The organism is Mesobacillus maritimus (assembly GCF_044803185.1).
GTDB classification, from domain to species: Bacteria; Bacillota; Bacilli; order Bacillales; family Cytobacillaceae; genus Mesobacillus_B; species Mesobacillus_B maritimus_B.
Genome location: NZ_CP085225.1, coordinates 1,790,279 through 1,808,796 on the forward strand (window position 1 = coordinate 1,790,279; position 18,518 = coordinate 1,808,796).

The window sequence follows — 18,518 nt, forward strand, 5'->3', positions numbered from 1 at the left end:
AAGGGTTGGAAATTAAATGTCTCGCATTCAAGTAATAAAATGTAACGTTAGAGCTTTGTATGATTAGACATACTGTAAGATGATTGTGAATTTTAAAAATATTATGATTTAAATATAGACAGTGGAGGGTGCTGAAGCTAATTAGGAAGGGGATAAGATTATTTCCCATTGGTTGGAATGAAACGACTTAGAACTAAATGGGATCACTGAAAGAAAATACAATTAAATAACTAGAAAAAATTATGTTCAGAATGTATTTACTTGCGGCTTTGAATTTCAAAAATCAATGATCATTTTTTTGTAAGTCGATAGTGCAATACAGGATCATGGTAGTAGCTAAAGATTTGATAGGGGGGAAAAGTATGAAGAAGAAAATAAAATTTTTATCGGTTCTGTTTTCTATTATGACGTTATTGGCAGCATGTTCATCAAGCAGTACTCCAACTAATGAAACATCTGATGGTGATGGTGGATCGGGATCGGGATCGGGTGGTACTATTCATGCAGCGATACCTTCCCAGCCAGCAACTCTTGATCCCCATATGAATACAGCGGTTATTACCTCAACCGTGGCGAGAAATGTTTATGAGCAATTGTTAACATTAAATTCCAATTACGAACCGGTGCCTATGTTAGCAGAATCGGTTGACATTAGTGAAGATGGCAAAACCTACACTTTCCTTTTAAGACAGGGAGTGAAATTTCATAATGGAGAGGAAATGGTAGCTGAGGATGTCGTGGCTTCTTTAGAAAAATGGATTGAAATTAACTCAAAAGCAAATTTATTTAAAGATGCAGAATTTGCTATTAAAGATGAGTACACTGTCGTTTTAAATCTTCCACAACGTGTTTTTGGAATTTTAGAAGCTATTGCGGATAAAGGGCAATTCTCAGGAATTATGCCAAAGGAAATTGCTGAATCTGCAGGTCCAACTGGTGCTGAGGAGTACATTGGGACAGGGCCTTTCAAATTTGAAGAATGGAAACAAGATCAATATATTCACCTTACCAAGTTTGAAGACTATAGTCCTTTAGATACCGCACCTGATGGATTGGCTGGTAAGAAGGAAGCATTAGTCGATGAAATCTATTTTGAGATTACTGCGGATGCTTCTACTAGACTTGCAGGTATACAAACCGGCGAATTTGATGTGTCTGAAGGGCTTCTCATTGATAATTATGAGCAGCTAAAAGCAAATCCTGACTTGGAGTTTAAACAAGGTGCATCGAATCTATGGCTAGTATTTAACAAGAAACAAGGAGTATTTACTGATAATAATATGCGAAAAGCGGTAAATGCAGCTTTAAATAAAGAGGAAATCCTAATTGGCGTTCAATCCTTCGAAGAGTTTTACCGTATGGACTCTAGCTATATGTATGAAGAGCAAAAGAATTGGCACAGCCAAGCAGGAAGTGAAAATTACGATGTTAACGATGTAGCGGTAACTAAAGAATTGTTGGACGCAGCAAATTACAATGAGGAAGAAATCAGAATCTTAACGACACGAGATTATGATCATTTGTATAACACTGCTGTTATTGCGAAAGAACAGCTTGAAAAAGCAGGCATGAAAGTCAAATTGGATGTCTATGACTGGTCCACTTTGTTAGAAATTCGATCCACCCCAGAGGAATGGGATATCTTCATCACAGGTTTTCCACCAGTGCTAGCACCAACACAAATGCTAATCTTAAGTCCAGATTGGCCTGGTTGGACAAATGATGAACAATTATCCAATTATTTAACAGAGATTAAAAACTCAACATCAAATGAAGAGGCTCAACAAATTTGGGATGAAGCACAAGGGTACCTATGGGACTACCTTCCTGGAGTGAAAGTTGGAGATATGTTTGAATATGTAGCCCATAAGAAGGAGATAGAAGGATTAACCTTTTTTGAAGGCATGGTTCTCTGGAATGTAAAGAAAACCCAATAATAAATGTTTCCTAACCGCTAGTTTGCTAATATGAATTCCACCTGAGTATGGTAATGCTTGTTATTAAAAATTTTGTAGAGTCTACAATCCATCAGTTTGGCGGAAGACTTCTCTCCTCCAAACTGATGGTATTTCCATACTCTTAGAAGAAGGAGGGATCTTTGTGCAAGGCTATTTAATCAAAAGGCTGTTATCGATTATTCCTGTACTATTCATTGTGTCAATGGTGATCTTTTTAATCATTCACATCACACCAGGGGATCCTGCGTCCACTATGCTAGGGGACCAGGCTACAGAGGAAGAAGTGAATAAACTCAGGGAACAAATGGGACTTAATCTGCCAATCTATCAACAATACATCACTTGGTTTTTAAATATTTTTCAAGGTGATTTTGGTTATTCCTATTTTATGGATCAACCCGTGCTTACGGCCATCATCGAGCGTCTTGGCCCGACGGTCTCTCTTGCCCTTTTGTCTGAAGTGATTGCCATTGTGATTGCCATTCCAATTGGAATTGTCGCTGCAACACGCAGGGGGACAGCTACCGATCAGTCAATCATGGGAATTTCTTTATTAGGGTTATCCGTGCCGAATTTTCTACTAGGTTTGTTCTTGATCATTATTTTCGCTATAAATCTAGGTTGGTTTCCTGTTGCTGGATATAAGCCTCTTAGTGAAGGATTATGGCCTTTCTTAAGTCACTTAATATTACCCGCTACAGCATTAGGTGTTATTCAAGTCGCATTAATTGCCCGAATGACAAGAAGTGCCATGATTGATGTTTTAAATACGAATTTCATTAAAGCCTCACGTGCAAAGGGAGTAAAAGAAAGGAAAGTGATTTACAAGTATGCCTTACGTAATGCTTTTATTCCCATTTTAACCATTATCGGCCAATCCTTTGGTTCGTTAATTGCTGGTGCAGTTGTAACGGAAACGGTATTCAACATTCCTGGGATCGGACAATTAATCATTAATTCAATTGAACGTCGAGACTATACAATTATTCAAGGCGGTGTACTATTTATTACCATTTCTTATGTATTCATTAACTTAGTTACAGATTTATTATATGGCGTCATTGATCCTCGAGTTCGCCTTAATAAAAATTAGGAGGGAGGAAGGATAGATGGAGGCTAAGCCGATAATCAATCCAATTGAATTTGAGGCAAAAAAGAAGGTATTGCGGAAGGAGCAGAATAAGCTTTTTGTCCGAAAAATTTTTACAAATAAGATGCTTGTTTCAGGGGGAAGCATCTTCCTGTTTCTAACTTTAATCTCTATTTTCGGTCCATTTATAGCCTCCTATGGACCTTATGAAATGACGGTTGTTGAACGGTTAAAAGGTCCGAGTGCGGATCATTGGTTTGGGACAGATAATTTAGGGAGAGATTTATTTAGCAGGGTAGTAAATGGAGCAAAGGTATCGATGGGGATAGGTTTAGCCGTTGCTGTTATCACAGCGGTCGTCGGCTCTATTATCGGTTTGTTTTCTGCTTATTATAAAGCCTTGGATAACCTCCTGATGAGAATTTGCGATGCTCTAATGGCTTTTCCCGCTATCTTACTTGCCATAGCCATTATGGCAGCCCTTGGACCGAATACGACAAATGTCATTATTTCCTTAAGCATCGTGTTCACTCCTTCTGTTGCACGTATTGTAAGAGCTTCTGCACTAGTTATAAGGGAGCAAACTTATATAGAAGCGATTAAATCACAGGGAGCTAAATCTTGGCGAATAATATGGTTGCATATTGCACCCAATACATTATCACCATTAATCACTCAGGCAACTTTTATTTTTGCTGAGAGTATCATTGTTGAAGCTGCTTTAAGCTTTTTGGGAGTTGGGGTTCCAGCACCTGATCCGAGTTGGGGCAATATTCTTTTTGATGGGAAATTAGTCATTTTTAATGCATGGTGGATGATTATGTTTCCTGGAATATTTATTGTGTTGGCTGTATTAGGCTTGAATTTATTTGGAGATGGGCTTCGTGATTTATTAGATCCACATTCAGCATAATCTAAAAAATAATGCTCATTGGGGGTGAATCCTTGGAAAACAGTAAATTGTTAGAGGTTGATCATCTTTCTGTTCACTTTCATACGGAAAGGGGGGAGGTTACAGCGGTGCAAGACATCTCCTTCCACGTTGAAAAAGGAGAAATTCTTGGGGTTGTTGGTGAGTCAGGTTGTGGGAAAAGTGTAACCTCCCAGGCAGTACTTAGGCTATTTGATGAGAAAGATCTTGTTCGTTATGACGGAGAGATACGATTACAAGGTAGAGACTTGCTTAAGAATCCTATGTCAGAAATGAATCATATTAGAGGAAATGAAATTTCAATGATTTTCCAGGACCCTTCGAGTTCGATTAATCCCCTTTATACCATCGGCTATCAAGTAGCAGAAGCACTGATTTTACATCAAAACGTATCGAAAAAAGAGGCGATGGAAAGGGCGGTAGAATTGCTGCGGTTAACAGGGATTCCTTCTCCTGAAAAGCGGATCCATGAGTATCCACATGAAATTTCTGGTGGAATGAAACAGCGGGTCATGATTGCCATTGCCTTGGCGTGTGAACCAAAACTTCTCATTGCGGACGAACCAACCACCGCCTTAGATGTAACGATTCAGGCACAAATTCTTGATTTGATGCTGAAGCTAAACAAGAAAATGGATATGGGTATTATGATGATTACTCATGATTTAGGTGTGGTTGCAGAAATATGTACAAGAGTAGTGGTCATGTATTTAGGTCAAATTGTGGAGGAGGCGGATGTCGAAAGTCTGTTTAATCGACCGTTACACCCTTATACGAGGGGGTTAATGAAATCTATTCCACATATGGAAGGAGAAAAAAAGGAAGAATTATACGTCATCTCAGGCTCTGTCCCTTCATTGAATAATGTCCCTAAAGGGTGTAGATTTACTCCCCGTTGTCCTTATGCTGATAGTACATGCCATTCGAAAAACCCTGAGCTTTTGGCAGATAATCAAACACAAAAAGTTCGATGCTGGCACTATAAAGATATTAGTGAAGAAGAGGGGGAATTGGTCTATGGCAATCGCTAAACTAGATGAAAAAAAACCCATTCTAGAAGTCAAAAACCTCCAAAAATATTTCCCAGTGAAAAGCCCCTTAGGTCGTACAAAAGGGCAAGTGAAGGCAGTAAATGATGTTTCTTTTGAGTTATTTGAAGGAGAGACATTTGGATTGGTAGGGGAATCAGGGTGTGGAAAGAGTACAACCGGGCGAAGCATTCTCCGCTTAATTGAACCAACGGGGGGGAAGGTCCTTTTTAATAATCAGGACATACTTGGAATATCAAGCAACCAGCTTAGAAAAATTAGAAGTGAAATGCAAATGGTCTTTCAAGACCCCAATAACTCTTTGAATCCTAAAAAAAGAATCGGCCAGATACTAGAAGAAACGCTCCTTATCCACAACATAGGAACTAAACAGGAAAGGACCGACATCGTTCTAGATATTTTAAAAAAGGTAGGTTTAAATGAGGACCGTTATTACCATTATCCACATGAGTTTTCAGGTGGACAACGACAAAGAATCGGTTTGGCCAGAGCCCTTATAGTAAACCCGAAAATCATTATTTGTGATGAATCCGTCTCTGCTTTAGATGTTTCAGTCCAATCTCAAATTCTGAATCTATTAAAAAAACTCCAAGCTGAATATAAAGTAACCTATTTGTTTATCGCTCATGATATAAGTGTTGTCCGGCATATTTCGGATCGCGTGGGGGTCATGTATTTAGGGAAAATGGTCGAAGAGGGACCGACAGAACAACTTATATCAGCCCCAAAACACCCGTATACAAAAGCATTATTATCATCCGTTCCGATTGCTAAACCAGGGATGAAAAAGGAGCGAATTATTCTTGAGGGAGAAATTCCTTCACCATTGAATCCACCTCTAGGCTGCAACTTTCATACTCGTTGTCCTTACGCTGAAGAGATATGCAGGACGAAAGTTCCAGAGCGGACAGAGGTGAGCCCTCGTCATTTTACAGCTTGTCATTTAGTAAATGAACTATAGAAAGAATCATATATAGCAAAGTAAAAGAATAGAGGAGATGTTAATAGTGGTAGATTTAGTTTTTAAAAATGGGCAGGTTATTACCGTCAATAGTACAGATGAGGTTGTAGAAGCTGTGGCGATTAAAAGCAATAAAATCGTTGCTCTAGGATCAAATGACGAGATTGAGTCTCTCATCTCAAGTACAACAAAGGTAATAGATTTAAAGGGGAAAAGCTTACTTCCAGGTTTTGTTGATGCCCATTGTCATATCACGATGTATGGTACATCACAACTGTCTTTTAATTGTAGAGAAATTGATTCAATTGAAGACTTGATCATCGGCTTGAAAGAAAGCGCAAAAAGAACTTCGAGTGGGCAGTGGATTCGAGCCGTTGGATTTAATGAAACGAAGGTTAAGGAAAAGCGTTATCCTACTCGATGGGAATTGGATGACATTTCGACTGAACACCCGATTATGGTTACTCGTGCTTGTGGTCATATCTGCATTGTCAATAGTCAGGCATTAGAAATGGTAGGATACGGTAAAAGTACTCCAGACCCAAAAGGGGGAGAAATTAGAAGGGATAAGCAAGGAATCCCGACCGGGGTATTAGTAGAGGAAGCCAATATGGCGATGTCAGTCGTTGCCTCTTTTAGTAAGAAAGAGTTGGAGAAGGCATTAGAAATTGCTTCAAAGGATTACATTGAAGCTGGGATAACAAGTCTTCATGATGCTGGCGGTATGGGGCCTGAAAATTTTCAAATCTTACAAAAATCCGTTGAATCGGGGATTGTGAAGCAAAGAGTTTATACAATGCTTTGTTCCGTACATGAAGCAAAAACATCTCTTGGAAATTTATTACAATCCGGGGTTGTAACAGGATTAGGAAATGAAAAATACAAAATAGGTCCAGCGAAACTCTTCATTGATGGTAGTAGCAGTGGTCCTACTGTTTCCACACGAAAGCCTTATTCTAGTGATTATGAAAATTTTGGAATTTTATACTTGACGCAGGAAGAATTAGATGAAGCCCTCATTCCTGCACATGAACAAGGTTTTCAAATTACGGCACACGCCCAAGGGGACCGGGCGATTGAAATGTTATTGAATACAATTGAAAAAGCTCTTGAATTGTATCCTCGGGAAAACCATCGCCATCGAATTGAACATGCAGGTATTTCGATGCCAGACCTAGTTGAGCGTATGAAAGAATTAAATGTCATTCCAATTCCAAATCCACCATTTCCATATGAGTATGGAGATATTTATATGAACCATTATGGGGACCGGGTGAACTATATGTATCCGTTAAGAGATTTTATCGATAATGGAGTGATTGCTGCCGGAGCCTCTGATAGTCCCGTTACCGATTATAAACCGTTATTAGGAATTCATGTTGCTGTCAATAGAAAAAATCAAATTGGTGAACCAGTTGGTTTGAATCAAAGAGTAACTGTGCTCGAGGCAATTAGAGCATACACGTATAACGGAGCCTATGCTAGTTTTGAAGAAGATATCAAGGGAAGTATTGAGATTGGAAAGTTGGCCGACTTTGTGATAATCGGTGGAAATTTATTGGATACTCCTAAAGACCAAATCAAGGATCTGGATGTTGATATGACCGTAGTGGATGGAGAAATCGTATATGAAAAAAAGAGTGTTTCAGAGCTTGTTTAAGAACGCGATCTTATGATTAAAGCATTCCTAGGATGTTTCATCATGGCTATAGGAGTCAATGCTGGGTTTATCCCAGTCCAGTTATTTAGTGTTGGTTTCCAAGGGATTGGAGTGTTGGCTCTTTACACTTTCCAAGTAAGCACAGGGCTGGTTGTTTTTTTATTAAATGTTCCTTTATTTGTACTCGCGGGAAAGCAATTCGGGAAACTGTTTCTTGGTAAAAATATAGCCGTTACAGGGATGTTATCCATCTTCCTTGACATTCTTTATCCCATCCATCAGCACGTGCACATCCCTGTATGGCTGGGCATTTTAATCGGAGGCTCATTTTTAGGTTTAGGTGCAGGTATCATTTTTGGTCAAGGCTTAACAAGTGGTGGAGTAGGCTTATTGGCTCGCTTAATTCAAATGAAATTCCCGAGTGTCAAGATGGGAACTTTCCATATTGTATTTGATTTTATTGTTTTGTTTATGGGCGCACTGTTGACGGATTTGATGACCGCTGTTTATACATTCCTAGCTTCTTTTATTAGTGGGAGGGTCATTGATCTAATGAAAGCCTATCCTCATTCTTTAAACGCAAGTAGAAAGTTAGGAATAAGCATGAAGTCAAAGTGACAGAGCAATTGGATGTAACAATCACCAAAAAGGAGTTTGAGGAAATGAGAATTGCGATTGGCCAGCTTGTACATGAAACCAATACGTTTTCAAGTGTAAAAACGACTATTGACTTATTTAAGCTTTGGGAATGGGAGTATGGATCACACATTATTCAAAAACATAAAGGCGTTAAAGATTATCTAGGTGGAATGATTGACCGTGGTATTGAATTGAATGTTGAAATTGTACCCACTTTTGCGACATTTGCAAATCCTTCTGGTACGATATCGAAAGAGACCTATAAAACTGTAAAAGATGAACTCTTATCTTCTATCAAGGCGGCAGGTCAGCTGGATGGGATTTGTCTTTACCTGCATGGAGCTGGGGTGGCTGAAGGGATTGACGATATAGAAGGAGACCTTTTAAGTGCTTTAAGGAACCTTGTTGACGATGATATCCCCATTGTGGTTGCTTTAGATTTACATGCTAATATCACTCAAACAATGGTCGAAAAAGCCGATGCTCTACTTGGAAATATTGATTATCCTCATACGGATTCCTATGAAAGAGGGGTAGAAGCCATCGATTTAACAGTTGGTATTATTTCAGGTGAAGTAAAGGTGAATATGGCTTTCTCAAAATTGCCCTTACTTATCCCCACCTCAACCTCCTATCATTCTCCTGTTAAAGAGATTAATGACTGGTGCCAAGAGTGGGAAAACCATCCTGAAGTGTTAGATTGCACATTGTTTCACGGCTTTCCTTATTCCGATATCCCTGAGGCTGGGTTATCTGTTGTAACAATCACGAATCAGAATGCTAGATTAGCAAGGGAAGTTTGTGAAACAGTTGCCAATCAAGTTTGGGAGATTAAGGAGAGATTCTTTCCGGTTTTACCTTCTCCTAGAGAGGCAATGGAATATGCAGCTGGAAAAGTAGATTATCCGATTATCATTAACGAAGCATCCGATAATCCTGGGGCCGGTACACCTGGAGATGGGACCTATTTATTAGAAGAAATGATTAAGTCCAATATTCCAAATAGCTGCTTCGGTTTTATTTACGACCCGGAGGTGGCGGAACAGGCTCATAGTGCGGGGATTGGTACCAAGATTGAGATTGAATTAGGAGGAAAAACCGACCGATTACATGGGAAGCCTATAATGATTTCTGCATATGTGAAGTGTTTGACGGATGGGAGCTTCCTCCTATCATCACCAATGTGGACAGGAAAGGAAATGCATTTAGGCAGGAGCGCTAGGCTTCAGGTGGGAAATGTTAACATTATTGTCTGTTCCGTAAGTTCTCAAACATTTGATGAGCAGGTTTTTCTTTTGCATGGGATTGATGTCCGCAAAGCTAGTGTAGTCGGCTTAAAGTCATCCCATCATTTCCGTGCTGCCTATGAGTCTATAGCAAAGGAAATTATCTCAGTCGATTCGCCAGGCTTAAGTACTCGTAATTTATCGTCATTTAAATATAATAAAATTACTAGACCAATTTACCCATTTGACCCAGTGGTATTGAAGCAAAAGGTATAAAGATATCTTATTGAAGAGAATACGGAGCAACTAGTGCTAGGTCCTTTTGTACTGGGATTAATAGGGAATAAGTAAAAACTTGTTGGAAATCATTATTTTAAAGGCAAACTCTTAAAGGCGAGTTTGCCTTTAAAATTTCCATTCGGATTTCCCAGTTTAAAAAAACCACTTAAGCTTTCAAACACCCTTATCTTACTGGTTATTATAAGTCCCCATGAAAACTAATTTCCAGAAAACTGGATGGCGCCTGGTGCCATCCAGTTGGGATGGACGCACCGCTGGTGTACCAGTTGTCTTGCCGAAGGCATCGCTGGGTAGCTATGTGCGGACGGGATAAGTGCTGAAACATCTAAGCATTATATTGAAATATATGAGTCAGTCCTCCGGTGAGTAACCCATTACTTCAATAGAGGGCTGACCATTTAAGGATTTTTAAAGAAGGTAAATATAAATTGTTGGAAACGTTTTGCTACGGGGGATAGGTACCTTTCTTTATTCCAAGCCAGACCAATAGAGCGTTCACATTTAAAGTCGGTAATTTTTAAGTTTAAATAGCTTTGGCTCATCTGTAACGTTTATGAGTTCTGCTGAACAGTATTTAGCTTTGCAAACAGGTACCGTTGATGGAGTCTCAACAACCTACTCTTCATACATGGCAAATAATTTGCATGAAGTGGCTCCTTATTGGTTAAATGTTACAGCTGCTCCGTGCTCCTTATCTTTTAATGGTAAATCAACAAAAATGGGATTCCCTTACGTCAGAACAACAACAAGTGTTAGAAGAATCTATTACTGAAACAATGGATTGGGTAAAAGAAAACTTTTCAACTGAAGAGCAAGGGTTACTAGAAGAAATGGAAAAAGCGGCCGAGGAAAGATACGTCCTTCCCGAAGAGGAATGGAACCGTTGGTATGATAAAATTAAGCATCTAGAGGACGAATATTTATCTAAATCAGGTGAGAATGGTAAGAAATTATATTTGAAATCCGTGATAAACTTCAAAAATAAGTTCCGGTGTATGGGACGTTTTATAACGATTTTGAACTGACATGATTAATATCGTTAGTTAATAACATAAAGAAAACTGAAATTTGGTGGATTAAGTTTGCGAAGAGCGACCACCAAATTTCGGTTTTTTTTTGTATTTATAAAATTAAATTTTTACAATTGTAAAAGCAGCCAATTTGCCGTTTTTCTCCCAGAGAAAATCGCGTGAGGTATGCATGACTACGGAGACGGAGGGACAGCCCTGACCGGAGTTTGTCTAGGCCAATCTTGTGTTTCGATGGTTGATTAAGAAGACAGTTGTATACGTTCGCTGTGAGGTCTCGAAACTCTTTCTTTTTATTGGAAAATTCATCCTACTAAACTATTATTAATATATACGGATACTAATGATTCAGGACTATAAGCCTGGTTGTCTTTATTTTTAAAAATAGCTGTTTTCGTATGTATTTGTTATTAGTGAATTACTCGTAAAAATTAAATCTAGGAGAAAGCCAAATGAAGATGTTTGTAGAAGCATGGAACGCAAAATACGATGCAGATAAATATCCAATAGACTATTATTTTTATTATTTAGATGAAATTCAGAAGGCGACAACTCCTGCACAATTAGGAGAATCCATTATTGCTTTGCTTTATTGGAAGGATGGGAAAGTGGTAAAAGACTCAAAAGGGAATGTTGCCGTTGGGGAGGAAAGATATCTCCTATTCCCTACTAAACCCAATACCTATGACGAATCCAAACATAAACGGACATTAATATCTCTTTCGTTTTACCAGTGGGCGAAAGAAGTTATGGCTCAAAATTCATTTGATGCTAGTAAGATTGGTGACCTTGCTAGGCGGTTTCATTTATATGGAGGCAATGCGGTTGTGATTCCGGCATTTATTCTTCATACTTTATCACCGCGTATTTACCCGCTTTATGATCAGCATGTCGAGCGGGCAAAAAGGGTGCTTTTAGCGCAGGATGCACATTTCACCCCTAGAGATATTACAATATTCTCCTACCAAGAATATCAGCAATTATTTACTGGGATAGTAGAGGAAGGCCATCTTAATCAGTACAGAGTTGAAATAAAACAGCTGGATAATGCGCTTTGGAGTTTTGGGAAATGTATGAAACCTAAAACTGGCAAAGATCAAGGGATAAAGAAAAGGTTGGTACCCTCCTCAAGTCATCCAGGTTTAACGGAAGAGATACGAGAGTATGCTCGGTCAATTTTACATAAATCGAAGGAAGACGGGAAGGAATACATGGACCTTAGGTCAGGTGACCTCCATAAACAGATGAATTTGCAAAATCGAATGCCGGCAGTGTGCAATGCTATGGTTTCGCTCGGAGTATTCCGTCCTGAGATTATACATGATACCCCTAGTGGGAAAAGCTCAACTAAGGTTGTTCGGTATTATTTTAAAGATTAGCGATCAGTGCCAGTCACTATTCGCCTTTTTTATCTAGCGTATTGCCCTGTTTGTACTGCTTCATTTGATTTTTTATACAGTTGGTATTGGGGAATCCTGTGAGCGTAAGCGCATATGGTATAGATAAAAGAGTCGGATCTTTTTTTGAGAAAATAATAGAGCGAAAGAGGACTAATATGAAACTAGTAAAACCAACACCACAGCATAGTGAACAAATAATGGCGTATCGAACAGCATTTTTAACAGTAGGAGAACATCCTTATGGTGGTTCGTCCTTACAAAATATTGATGATTATACTAAATGGCTTAAGAACGTCATAGCTCAGGAAAAAGGTGATCAATTACCCCCTAACCGAGTTCCTGCTACTCAATTTTTAAGTATAGAAAATGGAAAGGTAATCGGTTTACTTAATATTCGCCACAGATTAACACCTGAATTATTGTGGGAGAGCGGGCATATCGGATATAGCATCCACCCTGATGATCGCCGGAAGGGATATGCGACTGAGCAGCTTCGACTTGGCTTAGGTGAGGCAAAAAGATTAGGTTTAGAAAAAGTATTGGTTACTTGTGATAAAGCGAATCTTGCATCGGCTAAAACGATTCAAAAAGTTGGCGGAGTTTTAGAAAATGAGGTTGTTTCTTCAGACACCAATGAAATTGTTCAGCGGTACTGGATCGAAATTTGATGGCTAAATGAACTTATTTTAAGGAGCTTTTCAATGGGGTATATCATGGATTTGAGGAAAATTGTTGGTAGTCGCCCTCTTGTTTTGACAGGAGCGAGTGTGATTCTTTTGGATCAAAACAATAGGCTCTTATTGCAATTAAGAAGTGATAATAATTGTTGGGGCTTGGCTGGAGGTTCCCTGGAGCCTGGGGAGACATTAGAAGAAGTAGCAAAGAGGGAATTATATGAAGAAACAGGCTTGATTGCGAATAAACTAAAATTGTTTAATGTTTTCTCTGGAGAAGAATTTTATTATAAATATCCACACGGTGATGAGGTGTACAATGTCTTTACTACTTATATTTGCACCGACTATTGCGGAGAACTGAAAATCGATAACGAAGAAGTGATTGATTTACGGTTATTTGATGTTCATCAAATCCCTTCAAATATAAATCCTCCGGACCTAATCGTGATTAGGGAATTTTTAAAAGCTAATAGGTTGCAGAAGGGTTGAATAAGAAAAAGATTTTAAGGGGATCTTTATATGTTTGGGTTAATCGCTTTATTTGATGAAAAAACTGAAGAACTGATAAAGGATATTTGGAGGGAATTAACAGAAAGGTCTATTTCGGCTTATGCCGGTGAAGTGGTAGACAGGAAACCCCATATTACATTTGCGAGTTATAACAACTTAAATCTATCAGATTTTATAGAACAAATGGATGTGACCTATAACAATCAGTCAGTAATAGATATAAAGTTTAGTACAATTGGCTCTTTTCTTAGCTCTGGTGCATTGTTCTTTGCTCCAACGGTTACAAAGGATTTGCGTGAACTTCATTCAAACCATCATAGAGACTTTGAACGTTTTAACGATCATCCTCATTCATTGTACTTACCTGATAATTGGATTCCACATTGTACGATTGCAAATCGGTTATCAGCTGAAAAACTAAATGAAGCATTTAATTATTGTTCAAAAAGAACTAGTGCGATATTCGGAAAAATAGTGGAAGTTGCTTTAATTGATGTATCCGAAATAGGAAAAGCACCAATTATTTATTCAAAGGAATTAAAAAAATAAGACAAGGGGACTAGGCACCTTGTCTTAAACCAATGGAGATGTTGGTGCCTTGAGACAGTGAACCTGTCCCTGTGTCCCTGCCTGTGTCGGACAATTAGATCCATTTCGCGACGAGACCCTTGATTATGTCACACGCCTTAGCCATGCCGGAGTAGATGTTGAGTTTCATTTATATCCAGGATGCTACCATGGGTTTGAAGGGTAAGTCCAAAATCCCAACATCAGCAGGCGAGCACTCAACGAATATGTCGGGGCTGTAAAACATGTGCTTCATCGTGAGGTGCTTGCGAAAAACTAGTGTTTCTTAATTGTATAGCATATTATGTAGGTGTCAGGCATCATCCAGAAATATGGAAATGCTTGGCACCTTATCTTAGTTAAAACATCGAGAAAGTTACGTTTGAAAATGCTGTTTTCGTCAAGGTATTAAAAATTAGGTGGGGGTAGTTTCAGTAACAACTGTTGCTCACTATTTAGTCGCTCAAAAGACATAAGGGGATTAACATGACTACATCACTTCTATGATCCGTTTCAACAGTTGAACATTTTAAAAATGTTCCTCTTTAAATGTTTAATGAAGGAACGGGAGGTTTGTGTTTAACAAAGGGGTTGCTTCGGCAGCTCTTTTTTTCTTGTTCCATTCACTACTTACATTTCGTTTATAAAGGACTTTGTGTTAACTATCAAGAAGCTATGAGTATCTTGGAATTTGGGAGAGTGTATTCAAAATTGATTAAAGCTGTTTTATTTGATTTGGATGGAACTTTATTAAATAGAGATGAGTCAGTGAAAATCTTCATTGAGAGGCAATATGACAGGTTAAGAAAACTAGTAGGTGATGTTCCTAAAGAGGAGTATGTGTCACGATTTATAGAGTTAGATAACCGGGGGTATGTATGGAAAGATAAAGTATATCAGCAACTAGTTAATGAATTTAATATTGTGGATATCACTTGGGAAGAATTACTCCAAGACTACATTCGTGAATTTAAGAATAACTGTGTTCCTTTTCCTAATCTTATTAGAATGTTGGAAGAATTGAAAAGGAAGCAGCTGGTTTTAGGAATGATTACAAACGGCTATGGACAATTTCAGATGGATAATATTAAGGCTTTGGGTATAGATAAGTACTTTGATACGATTTTAGTATCTGAATGGGAAGGAATTAAAAAACCTGACCCTCAAACATTTATCAGAGCATTAGAGAATCTTAATATGTTACCAAATGAAACCATATTTATGGGAGATCATCCTGAGAATGATGTAAAAGCTGCTCAAAATGTAGGCATGAAAGGAATTTGGAAAAGAGATTTTCAATGGAGGAATGTTGAAGCAGACTCCATAGTTAATGATCTGTCGGAATTACCTTTAGTCATAGAAAATTTAAGCAAATAAAATAGTGAGTCTTGGTAAACTAAACCAGCTTTTATTAAACAAGATAGTTGTAATGGGGCAGGATAAGTTAGAAGGTGATTAGATAAAAAAATTCAAAACAAACATTCTCTCTACCTATCATATTGATTATTATCCTCGTTAGGGCTGTCAAAATCTACGGATATACCCCTCCATTGTATTTGTTATTACCTAGATGATGAAAACTATAAAACACAAATCTATCCGGATACTGTAAAAAAGACGGTGAAACTAAAAAACGAACATTTATATAAAATATGATATGTTTGTTTGGTTGTTTTAGTGATTTAGGGTGGAAAAATGACCTTATTGAGCAGTTAATATAGTAAAACGCAAAAAAGTTGTTTACTTATCAGACAAGTTGATGTTACTATTCATATATAAATTTTCAAGACTATGAATGGAAAACATGGAGGGGTTAGATGGAAGGGTATCGTTCAATTTCAGAGAGGTTTAAGAAAGAATACAGGATTTATATCGTTGCTTTTCTTATTTTGTTGCTTGCTGACTCGATAGGATCATTTGAAATTCCAATGGGTCCTGGTATGGTTTTACTCTTACCTATTTTTTACGGAATTATCATTGGGATGATATTAGGTCCTGATATTTTAGGGTTTTTTAAGAAAGAAGAGGTTAAGGCAGCTTCTCCATTAGTGTTAATCGCAATCGCGCCCTTTATTGTGAAACTTGGTATTCTTGGTGGAGGAAATCTTCCGAAACTTCTTGAAGTTGGACCGGCTTTATTGCTTCAGGAGTTAGGAAACGTTGCAACTGTTCTTATCGCTTTACCATTGGCCCTTCTGCTCGGATTAAAGAGGGAAGCGGTAGGTGCCGCACATTCAATTGACAGAGAAACGAATCTAGGTTTAATCAGCAATCTGTACGGTCCTTCTTCTCCTGAAATGAGAGGTACCTTATCTGTCTATATCATTGGCGGATTAATTGGAACCATTTATATCGGATTTTTAGCCACTTTAATAGCATCTACGGATTTATTTCATCCATATGCACTAGCAATGGCAGCAGGTGTTGGGTCGGGAATCATGATGGCGTCAGCTACTGCGAGTTTGGCTCATATGTATCCGGCTTTTGCTGAGGATATTTTTATGCTCGGTGGAGCAAGTGATATGCTGACTGGACTAACCGGTATTTACGCGGCATTATTCATCGCTTTGCCTCTAGCAAATAAGCTTTATAGCGTATTGGAACCGAAGATTGGGAGACTTCGAAAATCTAACTCTACATCTACATCTAAAATTTCGAACAGCGAAGAGGAGAAAGTACTATGAAGTTTAAAGAATGGGTTATCTTATTAGGTTTAGTTGCCATTGCCATTATCACGTCTAATTTAATTGGTTACGATATTTCTGTCTTCGACTCATTCAATGGAGTACTTATTTTATGTGGAATCGCCTTAATCGCTGTTTTACTGTCAAAAGTCATTCCGTTGAAACTCCCAATTATTCTTTATTGTTCTTTACTAGGGTTATTGTTTGCAGCACCAATGTCCCCTGTAGCCGATGTTGTGACAGAAGCAACAGGCAAAATTGAATTTAAAGCTCCCCTTACCGTTGTAGGAGCATTAGCTGGAATTTCGATTGGGGCTAGTTTCCACCAATTTAGAAAACAAGGATGGAAAATGATTGTCATTGCTTTGGTCGTGATGACTAGTACGTATTTAGGATCTGTGATGATCTCACAATTCGTTCTGAAACTGACAAATGCGATTTAATTGTGTGGATACAAATAAATGAACCTGAGGTCATAAAAATGCAAACATTAACGGAAAGTGATTTGATTATTAAAGATTGTTCAATTTTAACAGCTAATTATGAAATCAAACACAATCAGTCCATTGTTATCAAAGATGATAAAATTCTAGCGATTGATGAAGCCAGGGTTATTCATGAAGGCTACAAAGCATTGTCATGGATAGATGGAAAAGGAAAGTTGTTCATGCCAGGGTTTGTAGATGCACATATGCATACATGCCAGCAATTATTAAAAGGGAGAATCGCAGACGAGTATCCTATGATTTGGACTCGCATCATGGTCCCCTTTGAGAGCAATCTAAGAGAACAAGATGTTCAAATAAGTGCTCAATTAAGTTGTTTAGACATGATAAAAAATGGAACCACTGCCTTTATTGATGCTGGAGGCACTTATATGCATAAAGTAGCGGAATCTGCCGTTCAATCGGGACTAAGAGCCGCAATTACCTGCTCAACGATGAATTCCGGTCATCGAATTCCCGACAACATGAAATCAACAAGTGAAGAGTTATTAAAAAGAAATACTCAATTATTTGAAGAGTTTAATGGTTCGGGAGATGGGCGACTAAATGTTTGGTTTTCCCTTCGTTCAATTATTTCCTGTACGCCAGACTTAATTACGAAAGTATTTGAAAAGGCTAAGGAACTAAATACTGGTGTTCAAGCACATATGAATGAATATCCTAATGAGATTAGCTTTTGCTTAGAGAATTTCCAAAAAAGACCATTAGAGGTCCTTGAATCCTTAGGTGTCCTTGACTCCAATTTCTTGAGCGCGCATAGTATCTTACTATCCGAGAATGAAATGGACATCCTAAAGGAATACGGGGTAAAAGTGGTTCACTGTCCAATCAGCAATGCAGGGAAGGGCATACCGAAAACCCCAAGCCTGTTGCAAAAAGGGGTTAGTGTAGGCATCGGGACAGATGGGGCCGCACACTCGGGATTAAGCGTATTGGATGAAATGAAAACGATGAAGTCGTTAATGCGGGCATCTTGGGGAACACCTATTTTCGATCCGTTGGTCATGCCTGCTAAGAAATTAGTCGAAATGGCGACAATAGGGGGCGCCAAGGCCATGATGCAGGAAAAACGGTTCGGCAGTTTAGAAGTAGGGAAAAAAGCGGACATGATTGGCATTCATATCGATCAGCCTCATATTCAACCAACGCATAATCTGGTCAATAGTTTAGTGGAATCAGTAAATAGCACGGATGTTTCAGATGTGATTGTGAATGGAAAGGTCATTATGAAAAATCGAGAAGTGTTAACACTCGATGAAGAAAAAATTATGTTCGAAAGCAAGTTGGCTATGGAAAGCATGTCACTACGAGCAGGAATTTAGACAGCAAAGA

17 protein-coding genes, 2 pseudogenes and 1 other annotated feature are annotated in these 18,518 nt (G+C 38.4%); all 19 genes and pseudogenes read left to right on the forward strand.

Going from position 1 to position 18,518, the window contains the following annotated elements:
- Window positions 1-362 precede the first annotated feature (362 nt).
- The 19 genes and pseudogenes from LG336_RS08490 (at window position 363) to LG336_RS08580 (ending at window position 18,508) form a co-directional block, all read left to right on the forward strand.
- Window positions 363-1,937, forward strand: a complete 1,575-nt coding sequence (locus LG336_RS08490) for an ABC transporter substrate-binding protein (protein ID WP_404332142.1) — start codon at window positions 363-365, stop codon at window positions 1,935-1,937.
- A gap of 163 nt (window positions 1,938-2,100) precedes the next feature.
- Entirely contained in the window at window positions 2,101-3,051 is a 951-nt protein-coding gene (locus tag LG336_RS08495) for an ABC transporter permease (protein WP_404332144.1), read from the forward strand.
- A gap of 16 nt (window positions 3,052-3,067) precedes the next feature.
- Window positions 3,068-3,961, forward strand: coding sequence for an ABC transporter permease (locus LG336_RS08500; protein WP_404332145.1), 894 nt, complete (start codon window positions 3,068-3,070; stop codon window positions 3,959-3,961).
- 32 nt (window positions 3,962-3,993) lie between these two features.
- Window positions 3,994-5,010, forward strand: coding sequence for an ABC transporter ATP-binding protein (locus tag LG336_RS08505; RefSeq protein ID WP_404332146.1), 1,017 nt, complete (start codon window positions 3,994-3,996; stop codon window positions 5,008-5,010).
- Window positions 4,997-5,989: an ABC transporter ATP-binding protein gene (locus LG336_RS08510; RefSeq protein WP_404332147.1), complete on the forward strand. Its 993-nt coding sequence runs from the start codon at window positions 4,997-4,999 to the stop codon at window positions 5,987-5,989. Before LG336_RS08505 ends, LG336_RS08510 begins: the two co-directional genes overlap by 14 nt.
- A 43-nt stretch (window positions 5,990-6,032) precedes the next feature.
- Window positions 6,033-7,649 (forward strand): amidohydrolase, encoded by a 1,617-nt coding sequence (locus LG336_RS08515; protein ID WP_404333119.1) that lies wholly within the window; start codon window positions 6,033-6,035, stop codon window positions 7,647-7,649.
- A 12-nt stretch (window positions 7,650-7,661) separates the two neighbouring features.
- Window positions 7,662-8,267, forward strand: coding sequence for a YitT family protein (locus LG336_RS08520; protein ID WP_404332148.1), 606 nt, complete (start codon window positions 7,662-7,664; stop codon window positions 8,265-8,267).
- 44 nt (window positions 8,268-8,311) lie between these two features.
- On the forward strand, window positions 8,312-9,790 hold the full coding sequence (locus LG336_RS08525; protein ID WP_404332149.1) for a M81 family metallopeptidase: 1,479 nt from the start codon (window positions 8,312-8,314) through the stop codon (window positions 9,788-9,790).
- A gap of 252 nt (window positions 9,791-10,042) precedes the next feature.
- Window positions 10,043-10,155, forward strand: a sequence feature (23S ribosomal RNA rRNA prediction is too short).
- A 197-nt stretch (window positions 10,156-10,352) separates the two neighbouring features.
- Window positions 10,353-10,586 (forward strand): annotated as a pseudogene (locus LG336_RS08530) (hypothetical protein); the annotation flags it as partial.
- Complete coding sequence (locus LG336_RS08535) at window positions 10,483-10,839, forward strand: hypothetical protein (RefSeq protein WP_404332150.1); 357 nt, start codon at window positions 10,483-10,485, stop codon at window positions 10,837-10,839. The pseudogene LG336_RS08530 and the gene LG336_RS08535, both read left to right, overlap by 104 nt.
- Window positions 10,840-11,294: 455 nt before the next feature.
- Complete coding sequence (locus tag LG336_RS08540; RefSeq protein WP_404332151.1) at window positions 11,295-12,221, forward strand: hypothetical protein; 927 nt, start codon at window positions 11,295-11,297, stop codon at window positions 12,219-12,221.
- 176 nt (window positions 12,222-12,397) lie between these two features.
- Entirely contained in the window at window positions 12,398-12,910 is a 513-nt protein-coding gene (locus LG336_RS08545) for a GNAT family N-acetyltransferase (protein ID WP_404332152.1), read from the forward strand.
- Between the two features lie 33 nt (window positions 12,911-12,943).
- Window positions 12,944-13,408: an NUDIX hydrolase gene (locus tag LG336_RS08550; RefSeq protein WP_404332153.1), complete on the forward strand. Its 465-nt coding sequence runs from the start codon at window positions 12,944-12,946 to the stop codon at window positions 13,406-13,408.
- 30 nt (window positions 13,409-13,438) lie between these two features.
- Window positions 13,439-13,978: a 2'-5' RNA ligase family protein gene (locus LG336_RS08555; RefSeq protein WP_404332155.1), complete on the forward strand. Its 540-nt coding sequence runs from the start codon at window positions 13,439-13,441 to the stop codon at window positions 13,976-13,978.
- A gap of 67 nt (window positions 13,979-14,045) precedes the next feature.
- Window positions 14,046-14,276 (forward strand): annotated as a pseudogene (locus LG336_RS08560) (alpha/beta hydrolase); the annotation flags it as partial.
- 431 nt (window positions 14,277-14,707) lie between these two features.
- Window positions 14,708-15,373 (forward strand): HAD family hydrolase, encoded by a 666-nt coding sequence (locus LG336_RS08565; protein ID WP_404332156.1) that lies wholly within the window; start codon window positions 14,708-14,710, stop codon window positions 15,371-15,373.
- Window positions 15,374-15,813: 440 nt separating this feature from the next.
- Entirely contained in the window at window positions 15,814-16,680 is an 867-nt protein-coding gene (locus LG336_RS08570; protein ID WP_404332157.1) for a DUF3100 domain-containing protein, read from the forward strand.
- A complete protein-coding gene (locus tag LG336_RS08575) occupies window positions 16,677-17,123 on the forward strand; it encodes a hypothetical protein (protein WP_404332158.1) in 447 nt (148 codons plus the stop codon). The genes LG336_RS08570 and LG336_RS08575 overlap by 4 nt, the downstream gene beginning before the upstream one ends.
- A 38-nt stretch (window positions 17,124-17,161) precedes the next feature.
- Window positions 17,162-18,508 carry an amidohydrolase family protein gene (locus LG336_RS08580; RefSeq protein WP_404332159.1) on the forward strand — a complete coding sequence of 449 codons (1,347 nt, stop codon included), beginning with the start codon at window positions 17,162-17,164 and terminating at the stop codon, window positions 18,506-18,508.
- The last annotated feature ends 10 nt before the right edge of the window (window positions 18,509-18,518 follow it).